Genomic DNA, 19,403 nt, shown 5'->3' with positions numbered 1-19,403 from the left:
CGCCTCGGCGGGGCCGGACGCCTGCGCGGGCGACGTCATCCGACGCCGATCACGAGGTCGGGGTTCTCCGCGTACACGTCCGCGATGAGCGTCGTGTCGAACAGGTCGTCGGGGGCCAGGTCGTAGCCGACGAGCGCCAGGCTGTCGATGTTCCGCTGGACGGCGTCGTCGCTGATGGTGCCGATGCCGTTCTCGAGCGCCTCGTCGGTGAGGATGAGCTTCTCCTGCTGCTCCCAGGAGAGCTCGATGTCGGCGCGGACGTAGTTCTGGTCCTTGCCGTAGTCGTCGATGACGAGATCGATCGTGCCGTCGACGTCGTCGAACGCGTCCTTCCAGCCCCGTGCATAGGCGGTGAGGAACGCCTCGACCGCGTCGCGCTCGTTCTCGAGCGTCTCGGCCGTCACGACCACCGCCTCGCCGGAGTATGCGAGGCCGTAGTCGGCGAGGAGGAACTCCTGCGCGCCGAAGCCCGTGGCGCGCAGCGGCGCCCCTCCGTCGCCGTATCCCATGAAGCCGTCGATGTTGCCGAGCTTGAGGTCGTTCTGCGCGTCGCCGTAGGGCACGCGGTCGATGTCGTCCGCGGCGATGTCGTTCGCGGCGAGGAAGGCGTCCCAGTTGGTGGCGCTCGAGTCCGCGATCGCGATGGTCCGCCCGACGAGATCGTCGGGCGTCTCGATGGGGTCGCTGTCGGCCGAGACGAGGGTGAACGGGTTCTTCTGGTACGTCGTCGCGACGATGCGGAGATCCGCCCCCTCCGCGTTCGCCTGGGCGATGTCGGTGGGAGAGGCGATTCCGATCCACGCGCTTCCGCTCGTGAGCGCGGAAGCCGCGGGCACGCCGCCGATCCCGCCCGCCACGAGCTCGACGTCGTCGAAGCCCGCCTCCTGGAAGTAGCCGCGGCTGTCGGCTTCGAAATAGCCGGAGAACTCGTGGTTCTTGAGCCACGAGAGCTGGACGGTGATGTCGCCGTAGTCGGCGTCGCCGGACGCCTCCGCCGTGGCGTCGGAGGACGCGCACGAGACGAGGGTGGCGGCGACGGCGCCGGCGACGGCGAACGCGCCGAGGGTGCGGGCAGCTCGGGTGCTGCGGATGGGGGACATGGCGGCCTCTCAGAGGGGCGCCGACCATCCGATCAGCCGACGCAACGTGTCAACAGGTAGCGCAACAGTACGAGTGGATCGGCCGCGGCTGCCGCGATGTTTCCACGCGTTACAAGGATTTTCGCCGCATGTCACATTGCCGGATGCGGTCCGCGAGGCAACTTGTCAACAGGCTGTATGCTGGGCGCTCCGACGACAAGACGCAGGAGGGACCCACCGGGTGAGCGCTGATTCCACCGGTCTCACGACCGTCCCCGCCATCCGGGCGCTGCCCAAAGCCGAGGTCCACGTCCACCTCGAGGGGGCGATCGAGCTCGCGGACCTGCTGGAGGCGGCGCGTGAGGCGCGCGTCCGGCTGCCGGGGCCGGCTGCCACCCTGTTCGACGTCGCGAGCCACGATGATCCGTCGCACCCGTCGCCGCTGTCGGCGTTCCTGCGGTTCCTCGACTGGGAGGGAGCGCTGTTCTCGTCGGCGGAGCAGCTCGAGCGCCTCGCCTACCGGTTCGCGGCGCGTCAGAGCGCGTCGGGCATCGTGTACGCCGATGTCATCGTGAATCCCGCGCACTGGCCGTCGTGGCGGAGCGACCCCGCTGCGCTCTTCGACGCGCTCGGCGCAGGATTCGACGCCGCAGCCGCCGACGGGCTGTGCCGCGTGCGGACGTGCGCGTCGATCCTGCGGACATGGGATGCGGCCACCGCCGAGCACCTCGTGTCGGCCCTCGTCGCGCGCAGACCCCGCGCACTCGTCGGCGTCTCCGTCGACGGCGACGAGCGGATCTCCGGGCGCACGGGAGCGCGCTTCCGCGGCGCCTTCCAGGCGGCGGGACGGGCGGGTCTGCGGCGCACCGCCCATGCGGGCGAGTCGAGCGGACCGGAGGGCGTGCGCGATTCGCTCGACCTCCTGGGTGCAGAGCGCATCGACCACGGCGTGCGCGCCGTCGAGGATCCGCGACTGGTCGATCGGCTCGCGGACGAGCAGATCGCGGTGGGGGTGTGCCCCACCTCGAACCTCGCGCTCGGGCTGTTCCGCCGGCTCGAGGACCATCCCGTCGACGCCCTCGTGCGCGCCGGAGTGCGCGTCACGGTGAACACCGACGACCCGGCGGCGCTCGGCACGCGCCTCGAGGCGGAGTGGGCGCTGTGCGCCGCCGCGTTCGGATGGGACGACGCGCGCATCCTCCGTCTCGCGAGAGACTCGCACCTCGCGAGCTTCGCGACCGAGGACGAGCGGGCCTCGGCTCTCGCTCGCCTGCAGGAGAGGCAGGAGGCCCCCGCATGAGCGGCGACTCCGAGGCGCTGCGCCGCGGGATCCTCGCGATCGCGCGGGAGACCGTCCGCGCGGGCGCTGCGCTTCCTGGCGAGCACGAGCTGGCGCGCCGGCTCGGCGGCAACCGGGCTCAGGTGCGCCGCGTGCTGGGGGTGCTGGAGCAGCAGGGGATCGTGCGACGGCATCAGGGCGCCGCGACGACGGTCGACCCCGTCGCGCTCCGGATGACCGTGCGCCTCGAGGAGCAGGTGGAGCACAGCGAGCTGCTCGACCGGCTCGGCTTCCGACCGGAGGTGACCCTCCTCGACAGCATGACGGGCGAGCTGGGCGCCGAGCTCGCCGACGTGCTGTCGGAGCCGGCCGACGCGCCCGTCCTGCGTGCGCGGAAGCTGTGGACCGCCGACGAGCGTCCGGCCATGCTCGCGGAGAACACGATCGTGCTGCCGGAGCCGCGTGAGCTCGACGCGGCGGTGTCGGCCTTCGACCTCGTCGCCGACGCGTGGTCGCAGCCGATCGTGTGGGAGGTCGCGACGCCGGGCGTCGAGAACGCCGCGGGGCGGGTCGCGTCGGATCTCGGCCTCGCCGAGGGGACGGCGTGCATGGTCCTGACGATCGTGGGGATGCTCCGCTCCGGGCGCCGTGTGTTCCATGCCGCCGAACGGCACCATCCCGACATCGTGCAGTACTCCGTCGTCCGCCGCTTCCCGGAGCCCTGGGCATGACCGCGGGCGCGCTGTCGGGCGTCGACATCTGGGACGGCGAGCACCTGCTCGGCACGGGCGCCGTGGCGTGGGCCGACGGCGTGCTCGGCGAGATCTCCATCGCCCGGGGAACGGCCGCGCGCGGGCTCTCGGTGATCCCGGGGCTGGTCGACACGCACGTGCATCTCGATGTCGCGGTGGGAGAGCAGCCTGCCGACTCCGGATGGGCGCTCGCGACGGGCGACGCCGACAAGGCGATGCACGTCGCGGGCGGCGCCCTGCGGTTCGCGCGGAACGGCGTCACCACGCTGCGTGACCTCTACTCGACGGAGCCGCAGTTCGCCGCGGCGCGGGCACTCGCGAGCGGCGTCGTCCCCGGCCCGAGGCTGCTCGCGTACGGACCCGTGAGCATGACCGCGGGGCACGGGGATCTCTTCACCCCGCGCGGGGCGGCTGCCCGGCCTCCCGTCGCCGACGGCGTCGACGCGTGCAGGCGGCTCGTCCGCGAGTGGGTGCGCGCGGGCGCCGACGGGATCAAGATCTACACCTCGGGCGGCATCCTGTCGCTCGGCGACGAGGTGGGGTGGCGCAACCACACGTTCGAGGAGACGGCCGCGATCGTCGACGAGGCGCATGCGCTCGGCCGTCGCGTCGCGGCGCACGCGCTCAGCGCCGAGGGCGTCGACGTCGCGATCCGCGCGGGGGCGGACTCCGTCGAGCACGCCACGGGACTCACCGCCGGCCAGATCGACGCGCTCGCCGCCGCCGGCGTGCCCGTCGCGCCGACGCTCGCGGTCCACGAGCGCATCCTGGCGGGCGACGACCCTCTGCTCGCCGCCGCGCGCCGGCAGACCCGCGCCGTGGTGGCGCAGCGCGACGCGGTGTTCGCCGAGGCCGCGCGCCGCGGCGTGCGGTTCGTGCTCGGCACCGACGCGAACGGGCGCCTCGTCCCGTACACGGGAGCGCACGCGGAGCTGCGCCGCATGCGGGACGTGCTCGGATGGTCGGCGGAGCGCACGCTCGTCGCCGGCACGTCCGATGCCGCCGCGTCCCTCGGGCTCGGCGGCGCGGTCGGGCGCATCGCGCGAGGGTACTCGGCCGATCTCCTGCTCGTCCGGGGCCGCCCCTGGGAGGACCTCGACGCGCTCGATCCTTCGCGCATCATCGCGGTGGTGGCGCAGGGCCGCCTCCTCCACGGCACGCTGCCGACCCCCTGACGCTCCGCCGCCTCTCGGTTCAGGTCGCAGTACCCGTCCTGTGGAGGCCGTTCCGAGCCGCTTTCTGCGACCTGGAGGGGTGGTGTCTCGGTTCAGGTCGCAGTACCCGTCCTGTGGAGGCCGTTTCGGGCCGCTTTCTGCGACCTGGAGGAGCGGTGCCTCGGTTCAGGTCGCAGAAGCCGTCCGGACGCGGAGCGCGGGGCAGCTGGAAGGATGGGCGGATGGAGATCCACGAGCTCGGCGCGATCGGCCTCGCCGACGCCCTCCGCGCCGGCGAGGTCGGTCCCCGCGAGGCCGTCGAGCACTTCCTCGACCGCATCGCGCGCCTCGACGGCGGACTGGGCGCCTTCGTCGAGGTCACGGCCGATCGCGCCATCGCGCGGGCCGACGAGCTCGCCCTGGCCGGCGCGGTGGGCGAGCCGCCGCGGCCGCTGTGGGGCCTCCCGCTCGCCGACAAGGACCTCACGGCGCGCGCCGGGGTGCCGACCCGCTACGGCTCGCTGGCCTTCCGCGATGCCGTGCCCGCGGCATCCGACCCCCTCGCCGTCGCGCTCGACGATCTCGGCGCCGTGAGCCTCGGCAAGACGAACACCCCGGAATTCGGGTTGACCGGCTACACCGAGTCGCGCGTCGCACCGCCGGCCCGCAACCCGTGGGATGCCGCCACGGGAGCAGGGGGGTCGAGCGGCGGAGCGGCCGTCGCCGTCGCCGCGGGTCTCCTCCCTGCGGCGCCCGCCTCCGACGGCGGCGGCTCCATCCGGATCCCCGCGGCGACCGTCGGCGTCGTGGGGCTGAAGCCGTCGCGCGGGAGGCTCCCGGTGGGGTCCGGCATGGACGGACTCGCGGGGCTGGCGGTGGCGGGGCCGATCGCACGCTCGGTCGCCGACGCCGCGTTCCTCCTCGATGCGCTCGTGTCGGCGGCTCCCTACCCCTTCGCCACCGCGGCGCCGGGAGGCGGCCCCTTCCTCGACGCGGCGCGCCGTCCACCGGGGCGACTGCGCATCGGGGTCACGACCGTCACGCCGTGGGACGGCTGGACGGACACCGCGCTGGACGTCGACGCGCGGTCCGCGTTCGATGCGGCCGTGCGGCTGCTCGCCGACCACGACGTCGACGACGCCGGATGGCATCCGGAGGGGTACCCCGCGCTCTTCACGACGCTGTGGCGGGCCTCCGCGGCACGGATCCCGGTCGCCGACGACAGGCTCGACGCCGATCTCGAGCCGCTGACGGCGTGGCTCGTGCGAGAGGGACGGGCCCTGCCGTCCGAGCGGCTGCTCGCGGCCCTCGCCGCGGCGACGGCGTTCGAGCGCGCGACGATCGCGGCGTTCGCGCCGTTCGACGTCGTCATGACCCCCGCGCTCGCGCAGTCGCCGCGGCCGGTCGGATGGTTCGACGCCGACGACCCGGAGCGCAACTTCGCACAGCAGTGCTCGTACGCGCCGCACACGAGCTTCGTCAACGTCGCGGGGCTGCCGGCGATCGTGCTGCCGCTCGCGCCCGATGCGACGGGCCGCCCCGTCGCCGTGCAGCTCGTCGGCCGCCCCGGCGGCGAGGCGGCGCTGCTGTCGCTCGCGGCCGAGCTCGAGAGCCGGCGCGGTCGGCTGCCGTGGCCGCCGGCGGTGCGTCCCGGCCGGTGAGCGAGCCCCGCTCGCCCTCTCACCGACCGGCGACGGCGGAGGGAACGCTCAGATGCTGTAGTCGGGGGCCATCAGGACGGCCCGGGTGTCCTCGCCGCTCTGCTTCGCGCGCGCCTTCGCGGGGATGCCGATGAGGACGGTGTCGGCGGGGCAGCTGCGCGTGACGACGGCGTTCGCGCCGATGGCGGAGCGGGCGCCGATCTCGATGGGCCCCAGCACCTTCGCGCCGGCTCCCACGGCGACGCCGTCGCCCAGGGTCGGATGGCGCTTGCCGGCGTCGTGCGTGCGTCCGCCGAGGGTGACGCCGTGATAGAGCATGACGTCGTCGCCGATCTCGGCGGTCTCGCCGATGACGACGCCCATCCCGTGGTCGATGAAGAAGCGGCGCCCGATGACGGCGCCGGGATGGATCTCGATCCCCGTCATCCAGCGCGTCACCTGCGAACCGGCTCGGGCGGCGAACCGGAAGCCGCGACGCCACAGGCGGTGCCACAGCCGGTGCGCCCAGATGGCGTGCAGCCCGGGGTAGAGGAGCGCGATCTCGAGGAGCGAGCGCGCCGCGGGATCCCGTCGCTGGGCGGCGACGAGATCCTCGCGGACGCGGCTCGTGAACGGCATGCGGGCGTCAGTCCTCGCGGAGGTCCTCGAAGAGGGCCGTCGAGAGGTAGCGCTCTCCCGTGTCGGGCAGGATGACGACGATTCGCTTCCCGGCGTTCTCGGGGCGCTTGGCGAGCTCGACGGCCGCCCACGTCGCGGCACCGCACGAGATGCCGACGAGGAGGCCCTCCTGCGCGGCGAGCGCGCGCGAGGTGGCGATGGCGTCCTCGAACTCGACCGTGACGACCTCGTCGAAGACGTCGGTGTCGAGGATGGGCGGCACGAAGTTCGGGCCGATGCCCTGGATCTTCGCAGGGCCGGGCGTGCCGGTGGAGAGGAGCGGCGACGCCGTGGGCTCGACGGCGACGACCTTGACGTCGGGGTTGCGCTCCTTGAGCACCTGGCCGACGCCCGTGATCGTCCCGCCCGTGCCGACGCCGGCGACGAAGATGTCGACCTTGCCGTCGGTGTCGCGCCAGATCTCCTCGGCCGTGGTCTTGCGGTGGATGGCGGGGTTCGCGGCGTTCGCGAACTGCTTCGCGAGGATGGCGCCGGGCGTCTCGGCGGCGATGCGCTCGGCCTCGGCGACGGCGTTCTTCATGCCGCCGGCCGGGTCGGTGAGCACGAGCTCGGCGCCGAACGCCTTGAGGAGCACGCGGCGCTCCTTCGACATCGATGCGGGCATCGTGAGGATGACCTTGTAGCCCCGCGCCGCGCCGACGAGCGAGAGCGCGATGCCGGTGTTGCCGCTCGTCGCCTCGACGATGGTGCCTCCGGGCTTCAGCTCGCCCGACTCCTCCGCCGCGTTGACGATGGCGATGCCCAGGCGGTCCTTCACCGACGAACCGGGGTTGTAGTACTCGAGCTTGGCGAGGACCTCGGCGCCCGCGTCGCCCGTGACGCGGTTGAGGCGGACGAGCGGGGTGTTGCCGAACGCGGTGGTGACGTCAGCGTGGATACCGGTCATGACGGCCTTTCTGAGGGGGATCCTGCGATCGGCTTCACCCTAGGGCACGAACACCGGGGCTCCGCAGGGTCGGCGTAATGAAGTTACCGGCGTCCGTAGACTCGATGGGCCATGACGACTCCCGCAGAATCCTCTCTCCGCGCCGTCCTCGACGGCGGAGCCCGACGGCTCGCCGAGGCGGGCGTCCCCGATCCGCTCGTCGACGCCGAGCTCCTCCTCGCGCACGTCCTCGCCGAGAGCCGCGGCGCCGTCCAGGTCGCCGCGATCCGCGGCGACGCGATCGATCCCGCCCCGCGCGACGCCTTCGACGCCGTCGTCGCCCGGCGCGCCCGGCGCGAGCCGCTGCAGCACATCACGGGCGTCGCCCCGTTCCGCCATCTCGAGCTGCTCGTCGGCCCCGGCGTCTTCGTGCCGCGGCCCGAGACCGAGATGGTGGCGCAGCTCGGCATCGACGCCCTGCGCGCCGACGGGTCGCCCCGCCCCATCGGCGTCGACCTCGGCACGGGCAGCGGGGCCATCGCCCTCGCCCTCGCGACCGAGGTGCCGCACGCCGAGATCCACGCCGTGGAGAAGTCGCCCGACGCGCATGTCTGGACGACGCGGAACATCGCGCGCTCGGGTGCCGACGTGCACCTCGTCCTGGGAGACCTCGCCGACGCCCTCCGCGAGCTCGACGGGAGGGTCTCCGTCGTCGTCTCGAACCCGCCCTACGTGCCGGACGACGCCATCCCCCGCGACCCCGAGGTGCGGCTGCACGATCCGGCGACCGCGCTCTACGGCGGCGCCGACGGCCTCGACGTGGTGCGCGTCCTGAGCGTGACGGCCGCCCGCCTCCTGCGCCCGGGCGGCCTCCTCGTCATCGAGCACGGGGAATGGCAGGGTGCGCCCGTGCGCGAGCTCCTGACGGCGGACGGATGGCGCCAGGCCGCCACGCACCCGGACCTCACGCTGCGAGACAGGGCGACCACGGCCGTCCGCGCCTGAGACGCGACGCGCCGACGCCCGGCGGGTGCCGGCGCCCGGCAGCTCCGTGCGGGCGGGGGATCGGGGCTCCCAGGCGCCTTCGCCGTAGACTTGTGCCGCTATGTCCCCCCTCTTCGATCTGCGCGATGAGACGCAGCTCCTCCCCGGCATGCGCCAGGCCCGTCAGGCGATCGCCCGCGGAGAGCTCGTCGTCCTGCCCACCGACACCGTCTACGGCGTCGCGGCCGACGCCTTCAGCCCCGCCGCGGTGCAGCGACTGCTCGACGCGAAGGGGCGCGGCCGTCAGCAGCCGCCGCCCGTGCTGGTCGCGAACGACGCCGCCATGCGCGCCCTCGTCGAGGAGGTGCCGGAGCCCGTGCAGAGGCTCGTCGACCGCTTCTGGCCGGGAGCGCTCACCATCGTGCTCCCCGCGCAGCCCTCGCTGAGCTGGGATCTCGGAGACACGCAGGGCACCGTCGCCCTGCGCATGCCCGACGAACGGCTCACGCTCGAGCTCCTCGCCGAGACGGGGCCGCTCGCGGTCTCCAGCGCGAACCTCACAGGGCAGCCGGCCGCCGTCACGATCGACTCCGCTCGCGGCATGCTGAGGGAATCGGTGTCGGTCTACCTCGACGGCGGCCCGTCGAAGACGGGCGTCGCGTCGACCATCGTGGATGCCACGTCGTTCGTCGGCGGCGCATCCGACCCGCTCGTGCGCGTCCTGCGCGAGGGCGCCATCTCGCGCGTCGAGCTGCGCGAGGTGCTGGGCGACCTGCTCGAACCCGAGGCTGCGGGCGACGCGTGAGGCAGTACGTCTTCATCATCGTCCTCACCGCCGTGGTCACGTTCGGCCTGGCGTGGACGGTGTGGAAGCTCGCGATGCGGTACAAGCTGTACCCCGGCATCCGCGAGCGCGACGTGCACAAGACCCCCACCCCGCGGCTCGGGGGAGTGGCGATGTTCTTCGGCATCGCGACGGCGTTCGCGGTGTCGGCCGCGAACCCGTACTTCGGGCTGTTCTGGGATCAGCCGCAGCGCGTGCTGTCGGTCCTCGCCGCCGCCACGCTCATCATGCTCGTCGGCGTCGCCGACGACCTGTGGGACCTCGACTGGATGATCAAGCTCGCCGCGCAGTTCCTCGCCGCGGGCATCATCGCCGTCGGCGGGCAGCTGCAAATCTACTTCCTCCCCTTCGGCGGCGTCACGGTGTGGGGCAGCTGGATGAGCATCGGCATCACGATCCTCTCGATCGTCGTCGTCATGAACGCCGTCAACTTCATCGACGGGCTCGACGGGCTCGTCGGCGGCGTCTGCCTCCTCTCGAACACCGTCTTCTTCGTGTACTCGTACCTGCTCGTGCGCGACACCGGCGCGACGGTCTACTTCAACTTCGCGACCTTCATCGCCGCCGTCCTCATCGGCGCGTGCATCGGGTTCCTGCCGCTCAACTGGACGCCGGCCAAGCTCTTCATGGGAGACTCCGGCGCGCTCGTGCTCGGCCTGCTCATGGCGACTAGCGCGATCGCCATCACGGGCCAGCTGCCGCCGTCGATCCTCGACCGCGACGACGTCGACTCCCAGCTGCTCGGTGCCTTCATCCCGATCCTCATGCCCGTCATCGTCGTCGCGCTGCCGCTCCTCGACTTCGCGATGGCGGTCATCCGCCGCATGTCGAAGGGCCGTTCGCCGTTCTCGCCCGACCGCAAGCACCTCCACCACCGCATGCTCGACATGGGGCACACCGCGCGCGCTGCGGTCCTCATCTTCTACGCGTGGACCGCCGTCTGCTCGCTCGCGGTGCTGCTCATGTACATCGCGACGCAGCGCGGCTGGCCCGGCGGATGGTGGCTCGGCGCGGCCTTCGGGCTCGTGGGCGTCGTCGCGTGCCTCGTCGTCACCTTCCTGCCGTCGCGCCCCGTGCGCCGGCGCCGACCAGAAACCCAGCCGTCGTCCGCCGGCGCACCGACCCCTCAGGAGGCCTGATGTCGCCCTCGCCCGTTTCCAGTACGCCCGTCCTGCGCGCCGCCATCATCTGGAGCGCGGCCGCGACCGGCCTCATCGCCGTCGTCGGGGGAGTGGCGGGCTTCCTCGTCGCCGGCGCGGACGGCCTGTGGTCGGCGCTCGCCGGCGCGCTCGTCGCGGCGGTCTTCCTCGTGCTCACGTCGGTCAGCGTCCTCGTCGCGAACCGCTGGTTCGGCGACGCCCTCTATGTGCCGATCTTCTTCGGCATCGTGCTGGGCGGATGGTTCGTCAAGCTCATCGTGTTCATCGGCGCGCTGTTCGTGCTGCGCGGCCAGCCGTGGCTCGAGCCCGTCGTCTTCTTCGTCGCCATCGTCGCGAGCGTCGTCGCGTCGCTCGTCGTCGACGTCGTCGTCATGCGCACCATCCGCATCCCGCACGTCTCCGACATCCGTCTTCCGGGCGACGACGATGCGGAGGAGAAGCCCGCCTCCTGAGGCGTCTTCTACAACGTGTCAAAACCTGGGCCCGACCTTTGATAGGCTGGACTCACCTGCGGCCGGTGTGCGACGCGATGAACGCGACGAGGCCCCGCAGACCCGCTCTCTCATGACAATTCACCGTGCTGGGCCCGTCCCCGTGCGAGAAGCAGGAGCCACAGGTTGACTCAGGCAGCGAACCTCATCGCCAAGATCGCCGAAGGGGAGGAATTCCACCCGCCGTCGATCTCGGACTTCTTCCCCGAGGGGCTGCTGTTCGTCGGCACGCCGTTCGAGATCACGCGCATCAACCTCGCGCAGTTCCTCGCGACGGCCGTCCTCGTGGTGATCCTCCTCATCGGCACGCGCAACATGCGCGTCATCCCCGGGCGCTTCCAGAGCATCGTCGAGATGGGCATGCTGTTCGTCCGCGACACGTTCGCGCACGGCATCCTCGGCCGCAAGGACGGCGACCGCTTCCTGCCGTTGCTCATGACGATGTTCTTCATGATCCTGTTCATGAACCTGACGGGCATCATCCCGGGAATCAACATCGCGGGCACGAGCGTCATCGCCGTCCCGCTCCTCCTGGCGATCGTCTCCTACGTCGCGTTCATCTACGCCGGCATCAAGAGGAGCCCCGCCGGGTTCTTCCGCAACGCGCTCTTCCCGCCCGGCGTGCCGCCGTTCCTCTACATCATCGTGACGCCGCTCGAGTTCCTCTCGACGTTCATCATCCGCCCGGTCACGCTGACCCTGCGACTCCTCATGAACATGATCGTCGGGCACCTCATGCTCGTGCTGTTCTTCTCGGCGACGCACTTCTTCCTCCTCACGATGGGCGGATGGTGGTCGCTCCTGAGCGTCGGCACTCTCGCCTTCGGCTTCGCCTTCACCCTGTTCGAGGTCCTGGTGGCTGTCCTCCAGGCCTACGTCTTCACGATCCTCACCGCGGTCTACATCCAGCTCGCGGTGGCGGAAGAGCACTGACGGACGACCACACGGTCATCCGCCTTACCGAAAGGAAAAACCCGTGGACGCTACCACGATTCTGGCCGAGGTCAACGGTTCGATCGCGACGGTCGGCTACGGCCTTGCGGCCATCGGCCCGGCCATCGGCGTGGGCATCGTCGTCGGCAAGACGATCGAGTCGACCGCCCGCCAGCCCGAGCTCGCCGGCCGCCTGCAGACGCTCATGTGGATCGGTATCGCCTTCACCGAGGCGCTCGCCTTCATCGGCATCGCCACCGGCTTCATCTTCGGCTACAACTGATCCCTCGCTCGACACCTAAGGAGGCAGGATGCTGAACGCTCTTGTCACTGTCGCCGCGGAGGAAGCAGAGCACAACCCGCTCATTCCGGCGATCTACGACATCGTCTGGTCTGCGGTGTGCTTCGTCATCATCCTCGCTGTGGTGATCTTCGTGGCGATCCCTCGCCTCACGAAGATGCTCGACGAGCGCTCTGCGGCCATCGAGGGCAACATCGCGAAGGCCGACGAGGCTCAGAAGCAGGCCGAGGCCGCGCTCGAGGAGTACACGAAGCAGCTCGCCGAGGCCCGCAAGGAAGCCGGCGAGATCCGCGAGGCCGCCCGCGAGGACGGCAAGAAGATCGTCGCGGAGGCCAAGGACACCGCCTCGGCCGAGGCCGAGCGCATCACGGCGACCGCGCACACGCAGATCGAGGCGGAGCGCCAGTCGGCGCTCGTGTCGCTGCGCGGCGAGGTCGGCTCGCTGGCGCTCGATCTGGCCGGCAACGTCATCGGCGAGACGCTCGCCGACGACCAGAAGGCGCAGTCCGTCGTCGACCGCTTCCTCGCCGACCTCGAGGCGTCCGAGAAGGCGGCCAAGTAATGGGCAGCGCGACCACTCAGGCGCTCGCCGCCGGCGCGGACGCGCTCGCGGCGGCGCGGGTCGACCTCGACACGGCGCGCGAGCTGTTCGCGGCGTCGCGTGCCGTCGCCGGCTCGTCGGCGCTGAGCGGCGCGCTCGCCGACCAGGCCGCCGCCCCCGACGTGCGCGGCGCGCTCGTCGGCCGGGTGTTCGGAACGTTGTCGCCCGTCGCGCAGTCGCTCCTCGCGGAGGCCGCGGCTCAGCGCTGGTCCTCGGCGTCCGACCTCGTGTCGGGCATCGAGGAGCTGGCCATCCGCGCCACCGCGAAGGCGGAGACCGCCGACGTCGAGGCCGAGCTCTTCCAGGTCTCGCGGATCATCTCCGCGAACCCCGAGCTCGAGCTCGCGCTCGGAAGCCGCCTCGGCGACGACGCGAAGAAGGGCGAGCTGATCGCGACCCTGCTGCAGGGCACGGCCAGCACCGGCACCACGCTGATCGTGTCGTCGCTCGTCCAGCAGTCGCGCGGACGCCGCGTCCGCGCTCTGCTGACACGCGCGATGAAGCTCGTCTCCGCCGAGCGCGGTCGCACGGTCGCGACGGTCTACACGAAGGCGCCCCTCACGGCGGAGCAGAGCCAGCGCCTCGCGGCCTCGCTCGGCCGGATCTACGGCGGCGGCGTCTCGCTCAACCCCGTGATCGACCCCGCCGTCGTCGGCGGCATCCGCATCCAGGTCGCCGACGATGTCATCGACGGCAGCATCTCCTCCCGCCTCGCCGATCTCCGGCAGAGGCTCGCTGGCTGAAAGCTCTCCCCGCACCGGCGGACGGCTCTGGGGCCGTCATCGGCCCCACAACACTAAGGAAGACAATGGCAGACATCACCATCAGCCCCGACGTCATCCGTGACGCGCTGAAGGACTTCGTCGCCGCTTACGAGCCCTCCGGTTCCGCGGCGACCGAGGTCGGCACTGTCGTCGACGCCGCGGACGGCATCGCCCACGTCGAGGGACTCCCCGGCGTGATGGCGAACGAGCTCGTCCGCTTCGCGAACGGCACGCTCGGCCTCGCACAGAACCTCGACGAGCACGAGATCGGCGTCGTCGTCCTCGGCGAGTTCACCGGCATCGAGGAGGGCCAGGAGGTCACCCGCACGGGCGAGGTCCTCTCCGTTCCCGTCGGCGAGGGCTACCTCGGCCGCGTCGTCGACCCGCTCGGCAACCCGATCGACGGCCTCGGCGAGATCGCCGGCATCGAGGGGACGCGCGAGCTCGAGCTGCAGGCGGCGGGCGTCATGGACCGCAAGTCGGTTCACGAGCCCATGCAGACCGGCATCAAGGCGATCGACGCCATGATCCCCGTCGGCCGCGGCCAGCGCCAGCTCATCATCGGCGACCGCCAGACCGGCAAGACGGCCATCGCGATCGACACGATCATCAACCAGAAGGCCAACTGGGAGTCGGGCGACGTCAACAAGCAGGTCCGCTGCATCTATGTCGCCATCGGCCAGAAGGGCTCCACGATCGCGTCCGTGAAGGGCGCCCTCGAGGACGCCGGCGCCATGGAGTACACGACGATCGTCGCCGCTCCCGCGTCGGACCCCGCCGGCTTCAAGTACCTCGCGCCCTACACCGGCTCGGCCATCGGCCAGCACTGGATGTACCAGGGCAAGCACGTCCTCATCATCTTCGACGACCTGTCGAAGCAGGCCGAGGCCTACCGCGCCGTGTCGCTGCTCCTCCGTCGTCCGCCGGGACGCGAGGCGTACCCCGGCGACGTCTTCTACCTGCACTCGCGTCTGCTCGAGCGCTGCGCGAAGCTGTCGGACGAGCTCGGTGCCGGCTCGATGACGGGTCTGCCCATCATCGAGACCAAGGCGAACGACGTCTCTGCGTACATCCCGACCAACGTGATCTCGATCACCGACGGCCAGATCTTCCTCCAGTCCGACCTCTTCAACGCCAACCAGCGTCCGGCGGTCGACGTGGGCATCTCGGTCTCGCGAGTCGGCGGCGACGCCCAGCTCAAGAGCATCAAGAAGGTCTCCGGCACGCTCAAGCTCGAGCTCGCTCAGTACCGCTCGCTCGAGGCGTTCGCGATGTTCGCATCCGACCTCGACGCCGCGTCGCGCCGTCAGCTGGCGCGCGGTGCGCGTCTCACCGAGCTCCTCAAGCAGCCGCAGTACACGCCGTACCCGGTCGAGGACCAGGTCGTCTCGATCTGGGCGGGCACGAACGGCAAGCTCGACACCATCGAGGTGGAGGACGTCCTCCGCTTCGAGCGCGAGCTGCTCGACCACCTCAAGCGCAACACGTCGGTGCTCGACTCGATCCGCGACTCGGGCAAGCTCGAGGACGACGTCGTGGCCGAGCTCGAGAAGCAGGTCGACCGCTTCGTGCTCGAGTTCAAGCAGGGCGATGGCACGCACCTCACCGACGCGGGTCGCGAGGAGTTCGCCGCCGCGGCAGCCGACGACGTGAACCAGGAGCAGATCGTCAAGGGTCGCAAGGCGTAACGCCTTCGGAGACGACGCACCATGGGCGCACAACTCAGGGAGTACAAGCAGAAGATCTCTTCTGCTCAGACGACCAAGAAGATCACGAAGGCGATGGAGCTCATCGCGGCTTCGCGCATCCAGAAGGCGATGGCGCGCGTGCGCGCGTCATCGCCCTTCGCCCGCGCGGTGACGCGAGCCGTCTCCGCCGTCGCCACGCACACGTCGATCGACCACCCCCTCACCCGCGAGCCCGAGGGCATCACGCGCTCGGCCATCCTCATCGTCGCCGCAGACCGCGGCCTCGCCGGGGCGTTCAACTCGCAGGTCATCCGCGAGGGCCTGGAGCTCGCCGAGCTCCTGCGCTCCGAGGGCAAGGAGGTCGTGTTCTACCTCTTCGGGCGCAAGGCCGTCGGATACTTCCAGTTCCGTCGGATCGTCGCGCAGGGCGAGTGGGTCGGCGACGCCGACACCCCCTCGTTTGAGTCGGCGGAGGAGATCTCGCAGGCGCTCATCGAGGCCTACGAGAAGGACGCGAGCGAGGGCGGCGTCGACGAGATCCACGTCGTGTACAACCGCTTCGTCAGCATGATGACGCAGACCCCGGAGTCGGTGCGTCTGCTGCCGCTCGAGGTCGTGGAGGCGGAGGAGTCGGCTTCGGCCGAGGTCTACCCGCTCTACGAGTTCGAGCCGGAGCCGCAGCAGGTGCTCGACCGGCTGCTGCCCGTCTACATCCAGAGCCGCGTCTTCAACGCGCTGCTGCAGTCGGCGGCCGCCAAGCAGGCAGCGACGCAGAAGGCGATGAAGTCGGCGAGCGACAACGCTGACAAGCTCATCACCGATTACACCCGTCTGCGCAACAACGCGCGTCAGGCGGAGATCACGCAGCAGATCGCCGAGATCGTCGGCGGCGCCGACGCCCTGGCGTCGTGAGCTAGAGACCCATCAGGAAAGAGACGAAAGTATGACTGCCAACGCCACGGCTGAGACCACCGCGGTGGTCGGGCGCGTCGCACGCGTCACGGGCCCCGTCGTCGACATCGAGTTCCCGCATGACGCGATCCCCGAGGTCTACAACGCGCTGAAGACCACGATCACGATCGGCGACAAGTCGACCGAGATCACGCTCGAGGTCGCGCAGCACCTCGGCGACGACATGATCCGCGCCATCTCGCTCAAGCCCACGGACGGCATGGTCCGCGGCCAGGAGGTGCGCGACACGGGCGCCCCCATCTCGGTGCCCGTCGGAGACGTCACCAAGGGCAAGGTCTTCAACGTGATCGGCGACGTCCTCAACCTCGGCGAGGGCGAGACGCTCGAGATCACGGAGCGCTGGCCCATCCACCGCAAGGCTCCCAACTTCGACCAGCTCGAGTCGAAGACCACGATGTTCGAGACCGGCATCAAGTCGATCGACCTCCTCACGCCCTACGTGCAGGGTGGCAAGATCGGCCTCTTCGGCGGTGCCGGCGTCGGCAAGACCGTCCTCATCCAGGAGATGATCCAGCGCGTCGCGCAGGACCACGGCGGTGTGTCGGTGTTCGCCGGTGTCGGCGAGCGCACCCGTGAGGGCAACGACCTCATCGGCGAGATGGAGGAGGCGGGCGTCTTCGACAAGACGGCCCTCGTCTTCGGCCAGATGGACGAGCCGCCGGGGACGCGTCTGCGCGTCGCCCTCTCGGCGCTGACGATGGCGGAGTACTTCCGCGATGTCCAGAAGCAGGACGTGCTTCTCTTCATCGACAACATCTTCCGCTTCACGCAGGCCGGTTCTGAGGTGTCGACGCTGCTCGGCCGCATGCCCTCCGCTGTGGGCTACCAGCCGAACCTCGCCGACGAGATGGGCGTGCTCCAGGAGCGCATCACGTCGACACGCGGTCACTCGATCACCTCGCTGCAGGCGATCTACGTGCCCGCCGACGACTACACCGACCCGGCTCCGGCGACGACGTTCGCGCACCTCGACGCGACGACGGAGCTCTCGCGTGAGATCGCGTCGAAGGGCCTGTACCCGGCCATCGACCCGCTCAGCTCGACGAGCCGCATCATGGACCCCCGCTACCTCGGCGAGGACCACTACCGCGTCGCCACGTCGGTGAAGCAGATCCTGCAGAAGAACAAGGAGCTCCAGGAGATCATCGCCATCCTCGGTGTCGATGAGCTCTCCGAGGAGGACAAGATCGTCGTCGCGCGTGCGCGCCGCATCCAGCAGTTCCTCTCGCAGAACACCTACATGGCGAAGAAGTTCACGGGTGTCGAGGGCTCCACGGTCCCGCTCAAGGAGACCATCGAGTCGTTCGACGCGATCGTGAAGGGCGAGTTCGACCACGTGGCCGAGCAGGCCTTCTTCAACGTCGGCGGCATCAGCGACGTCGAGGCCGCCTGGGCGAAGATCCAGAAGGAGAACGCCTGATCATGGCGCTCGAGGTCACCCTGGTCTCCGCAGAGGCCGAGGTCTGGGCCGGCGAGGCGAGCCTCGTCGTCGCCAAGACGACCGAGGGTGAGATCGGCTTCATGCAGGGCCACGAGCCCGTGCTGTCGATCCTCTCCGAGGGTCAGGTCCGGATCACCCAGGCCGACGGCACGAAGATCGTCGCGGACGCTCGCGACGGCTTCGTCTCGATGGAGGGCTCCGTGCTCACCATCGTCGCCGGCCACGCTCAGCTCGTCGACTGACGCAGCCATCTCCTCGCCAGGGCGGGGGATCCTCCGGGATCCCCCGCCCTGTCTTTTCGTCCTCGCGCCCCGTGCGCAGAAGGGATGCCCGTGCTCGTCCTCCTGCCGCCCTCCGAGACCAAGCGACCGGATGGCGACCCCGTCCCACTCGACCTCTCCCGCCTGCGCCTGCCTTCTCTCGGGCAGCTGCGCGAGCAGGCCGTCGCCGCGCTCGTCGCGCTGTCGCAGGACGAGGACGAGGCCGTGCGCGTGCTCAAGCTGAGCAGCCGTCAGCGCGGCGCGGTCGAGGTCAATCGGGTGCTGCGCGAGGCTCCCACGATGCCCGCCGTCGACCGCTACACGGGCGTGCTCTACGACGCGCTCTCCGCCGGCTCCCTCGATGAGAGCGCGCGCGGATGGCTGGCCGCGCACGTCCTCATCCAGACCGCGCCCCTCGGCCCCGTCGGTGCGGGCGATGCGATCCCCGCGTACCGACTCGCTGCGGGAGCGCGCCTGCCGGGGCTGCCGCCGCTGCGCCGGCACTGGTCCGAGGCGACGACTTCGGCGCTGCGCGACGCGGCGTTGGGCGGGCTCGTCGTCGACCTGCGCTCGAAGTCGTACGTCGAGCTCGGCGCAGTCCCAGACGATCTGCCGGGCGTCTACGTCCACGTCGTCGCCGAGGAGGACGGCGCCGTCCGCGCGCTCAACCACTTCAACAAGAAGGCCAAGGGCCTGCTCGTCCGGCGGATGGCCGAGACGGGTGTGCAGGCGCGCTCCGTCGACGAGCTCCTCGCGTGGGCGCGCGCAGAAGGCGTGGCCCTCCGTGCCGGCGCGCATCCGCGTGAGGCGGTGCTCGTCGCGGCGGCGTAGGGAACCGCATACGGCCTCTATGCCGCAGGAGGAACATCCGTCGCTCTGCCATCCTGAGAGCGTCGCGGCGCAGAAGGCGGCCGCGAGGAGCGGAAGGTTCCGTCATGACCATCAACCCGAACGACCCGCAGGACGCGACTCCCGCGGCGGCGCCGGTCCCGCCGCCCACGCCTCAACCGGACCCGCAGTCCGGCCCGACCGCGCCGCCCCCGCCCGGCGCCTATCCGCCGCCGGGCGGCTACGCTCCTCCCGCCGGCTACCCCGCGCCCGGCCACGGCCAGGGCGCGTATCAGGGGTCGACGACGAGCAACCTCGCGCTCAACCTCTGGCTCTCGGTGTTCTTCTCGTGGATCCCGGCGCTCATCTTCTACCTCGTGGAGAAGGACAAGGTGTCGCCGGCCGAGAACGCGGCGAACGCGGGCAACCTGAACTTCCAGCTCGTGCGCATCATCGCGCTCGTCGCCGCGGCGTTCATCATCTGGATCCCCGTGATCGGCCAGCTGCTGTACGCGGCCGTGGCGATCGGCTCGCTCGTCATCGCGATCCTTCATGCGGTCAATGTGCCGAAGCAGCTCGCCGCCGGGCAGCCCGCTCAGTACATGCTGACGCCCGCCTGGATCAAGTGACGGGTCGTCCCGTCGGCGAGGGCCCGTGCCGCTCGGCAC

21 protein-coding genes are annotated in these 19,403 nt (G+C 70.9%); 18 read left to right on the top strand and 3 right to left on the bottom strand.

Annotated elements, in window-relative coordinates:
• Positions 1-35 precede the first annotated feature (35 nt).
• The gene (locus ACWGPF_RS16190; RefSeq protein ID WP_452333764.1) at positions 36-1,100 is read right to left on the bottom strand and encodes an ABC transporter substrate-binding protein; all 1,065 of its coding nucleotides are present in this window, start codon (positions 1,098-1,100) and stop codon (positions 36-38) included.
• A gap of 220 nt (positions 1,101-1,320) precedes the next feature.
• Between ACWGPF_RS16190 and add the strand changes: the two genes are divergently transcribed.
• From add to ACWGPF_RS16170, 4 genes are all read left to right on the top strand, one after another.
• The gene (gene add, locus ACWGPF_RS16185; protein WP_452333763.1) at positions 1,321-2,379 is read left to right on the top strand and encodes an adenosine deaminase; all 1,059 of its coding nucleotides are present in this window, start codon (positions 1,321-1,323) and stop codon (positions 2,377-2,379) included.
• The gene (locus ACWGPF_RS16180) at positions 2,376-3,089 is read left to right on the top strand and encodes a GntR family transcriptional regulator (RefSeq protein WP_452333762.1); all 714 of its coding nucleotides are present in this window, start codon (positions 2,376-2,378) and stop codon (positions 3,087-3,089) included. Before add ends, ACWGPF_RS16180 begins: the two co-directional genes overlap by 4 nt.
• Complete coding sequence (locus tag ACWGPF_RS16175) at positions 3,086-4,285, top strand: amidohydrolase family protein (RefSeq protein WP_452333761.1); 1,200 nt, start codon at positions 3,086-3,088, stop codon at positions 4,283-4,285. Before ACWGPF_RS16180 ends, ACWGPF_RS16175 begins: the two co-directional genes overlap by 4 nt.
• Positions 4,286-4,506: 221 nt before the next feature.
• Positions 4,507-5,925 carry an amidase gene (locus tag ACWGPF_RS16170; RefSeq protein WP_452333760.1) on the top strand — a complete coding sequence of 473 codons (1,419 nt, stop codon included), beginning with the start codon at positions 4,507-4,509 and terminating at the stop codon, positions 5,923-5,925.
• A 48-nt stretch (positions 5,926-5,973) separates the two neighbouring features.
• Here ACWGPF_RS16170 and epsC read toward each other — a convergent pair whose 3' ends face one another.
• Complete coding sequence (gene epsC, locus ACWGPF_RS16165) at positions 5,974-6,543, bottom strand: serine O-acetyltransferase EpsC (RefSeq protein WP_452333759.1); 570 nt, start codon at positions 6,541-6,543, stop codon at positions 5,974-5,976.
• 7 nt (positions 6,544-6,550) lie between these two features.
• Positions 6,551-7,489, bottom strand: a complete 939-nt coding sequence (gene cysK / locus ACWGPF_RS16160) for a cysteine synthase A (RefSeq protein WP_345439630.1) — start codon at positions 7,487-7,489, stop codon at positions 6,551-6,553.
• A 111-nt stretch (positions 7,490-7,600) separates the two neighbouring features.
• On the opposite strand from cysK, the gene prmC reads away from it, so the two are divergent.
• The 14 genes from prmC to ACWGPF_RS16090 all read left to right on the top strand — a co-directional run bounded on the left by prmC (position 7,601) and on the right by ACWGPF_RS16090 (position 19,364).
• Positions 7,601-8,473 (top strand): peptide chain release factor N(5)-glutamine methyltransferase, encoded by an 873-nt coding sequence (gene prmC / locus ACWGPF_RS16155; protein WP_452333758.1) that lies wholly within the window; start codon positions 7,601-7,603, stop codon positions 8,471-8,473.
• A gap of 100 nt (positions 8,474-8,573) precedes the next feature.
• On the top strand, positions 8,574-9,257 hold the full coding sequence (locus tag ACWGPF_RS16150; protein ID WP_452333757.1) for an L-threonylcarbamoyladenylate synthase: 684 nt from the start codon (positions 8,574-8,576) through the stop codon (positions 9,255-9,257).
• Entirely contained in the window at positions 9,254-10,435 is a 1,182-nt protein-coding gene (locus ACWGPF_RS16145) for an MraY family glycosyltransferase (RefSeq protein WP_452333756.1), read from the top strand. Before ACWGPF_RS16150 ends, ACWGPF_RS16145 begins: the two co-directional genes overlap by 4 nt.
• On the top strand, positions 10,435-10,908 hold the full coding sequence (locus ACWGPF_RS16140) for a hypothetical protein (protein WP_452333755.1): 474 nt from the start codon (positions 10,435-10,437) through the stop codon (positions 10,906-10,908). The genes ACWGPF_RS16145 and ACWGPF_RS16140 overlap by 1 nt, the downstream gene beginning before the upstream one ends.
• Positions 10,909-11,073: 165 nt before the next feature.
• Positions 11,074-11,880 carry a F0F1 ATP synthase subunit A gene (gene atpB, locus ACWGPF_RS16135; RefSeq protein WP_452333754.1) on the top strand — a complete coding sequence of 269 codons (807 nt, stop codon included), beginning with the start codon at positions 11,074-11,076 and terminating at the stop codon, positions 11,878-11,880.
• 43 nt (positions 11,881-11,923) lie between these two features.
• Positions 11,924-12,163 carry a F0F1 ATP synthase subunit C gene (gene atpE, locus ACWGPF_RS16130; RefSeq protein WP_156241867.1) on the top strand — a complete coding sequence of 80 codons (240 nt, stop codon included), beginning with the start codon at positions 11,924-11,926 and terminating at the stop codon, positions 12,161-12,163.
• Positions 12,164-12,191: 28 nt separating this feature from the next.
• A complete protein-coding gene (locus tag ACWGPF_RS16125; protein ID WP_452333753.1) occupies positions 12,192-12,743 on the top strand; it encodes a F0F1 ATP synthase subunit B in 552 nt (183 codons plus the stop codon).
• Positions 12,743-13,525 carry a F0F1 ATP synthase subunit delta gene (locus tag ACWGPF_RS16120; RefSeq protein WP_452333752.1) on the top strand — a complete coding sequence of 261 codons (783 nt, stop codon included), beginning with the start codon at positions 12,743-12,745 and terminating at the stop codon, positions 13,523-13,525. Before ACWGPF_RS16125 ends, ACWGPF_RS16120 begins: the two co-directional genes overlap by 1 nt.
• Positions 13,526-13,590: 65 nt before the next feature.
• Positions 13,591-15,234, top strand: coding sequence for a F0F1 ATP synthase subunit alpha (atpA, locus tag ACWGPF_RS16115; protein WP_452333751.1), 1,644 nt, complete (start codon positions 13,591-13,593; stop codon positions 15,232-15,234).
• 21 nt (positions 15,235-15,255) lie between these two features.
• Positions 15,256-16,146, top strand: coding sequence for a F0F1 ATP synthase subunit gamma (locus tag ACWGPF_RS16110; RefSeq protein WP_452333750.1), 891 nt, complete (start codon positions 15,256-15,258; stop codon positions 16,144-16,146).
• 31 nt (positions 16,147-16,177) lie between these two features.
• Positions 16,178-17,626 (top strand): F0F1 ATP synthase subunit beta, encoded by a 1,449-nt coding sequence (atpD, locus tag ACWGPF_RS16105; RefSeq protein ID WP_452333749.1) that lies wholly within the window; start codon positions 16,178-16,180, stop codon positions 17,624-17,626.
• 2 nt (positions 17,627-17,628) lie between these two features.
• Positions 17,629-17,889, top strand: coding sequence for a F0F1 ATP synthase subunit epsilon (locus tag ACWGPF_RS16100; protein WP_345439647.1), 261 nt, complete (start codon positions 17,629-17,631; stop codon positions 17,887-17,889).
• A 90-nt stretch (positions 17,890-17,979) separates the two neighbouring features.
• Positions 17,980-18,738, top strand: a complete 759-nt coding sequence (locus ACWGPF_RS16095; protein WP_452333765.1) for a YaaA family protein — start codon at positions 17,980-17,982, stop codon at positions 18,736-18,738.
• Positions 18,739-18,842: 104 nt separating this feature from the next.
• Positions 18,843-19,364: a DUF4870 domain-containing protein gene (locus ACWGPF_RS16090; protein ID WP_452333748.1), complete on the top strand. Its 522-nt coding sequence runs from the start codon at positions 18,843-18,845 to the stop codon at positions 19,362-19,364.
• Positions 19,365-19,403: the final 39 nt, after the last annotated feature.

The sequence above is a fragment of the Microbacterium sp. NPDC055683 genome (assembly GCF_053617895.1).
The sequence above is the reverse complement of the archived record's forward strand: the minus strand, read 5'-3'. Positions and strand labels throughout refer to the sequence as shown.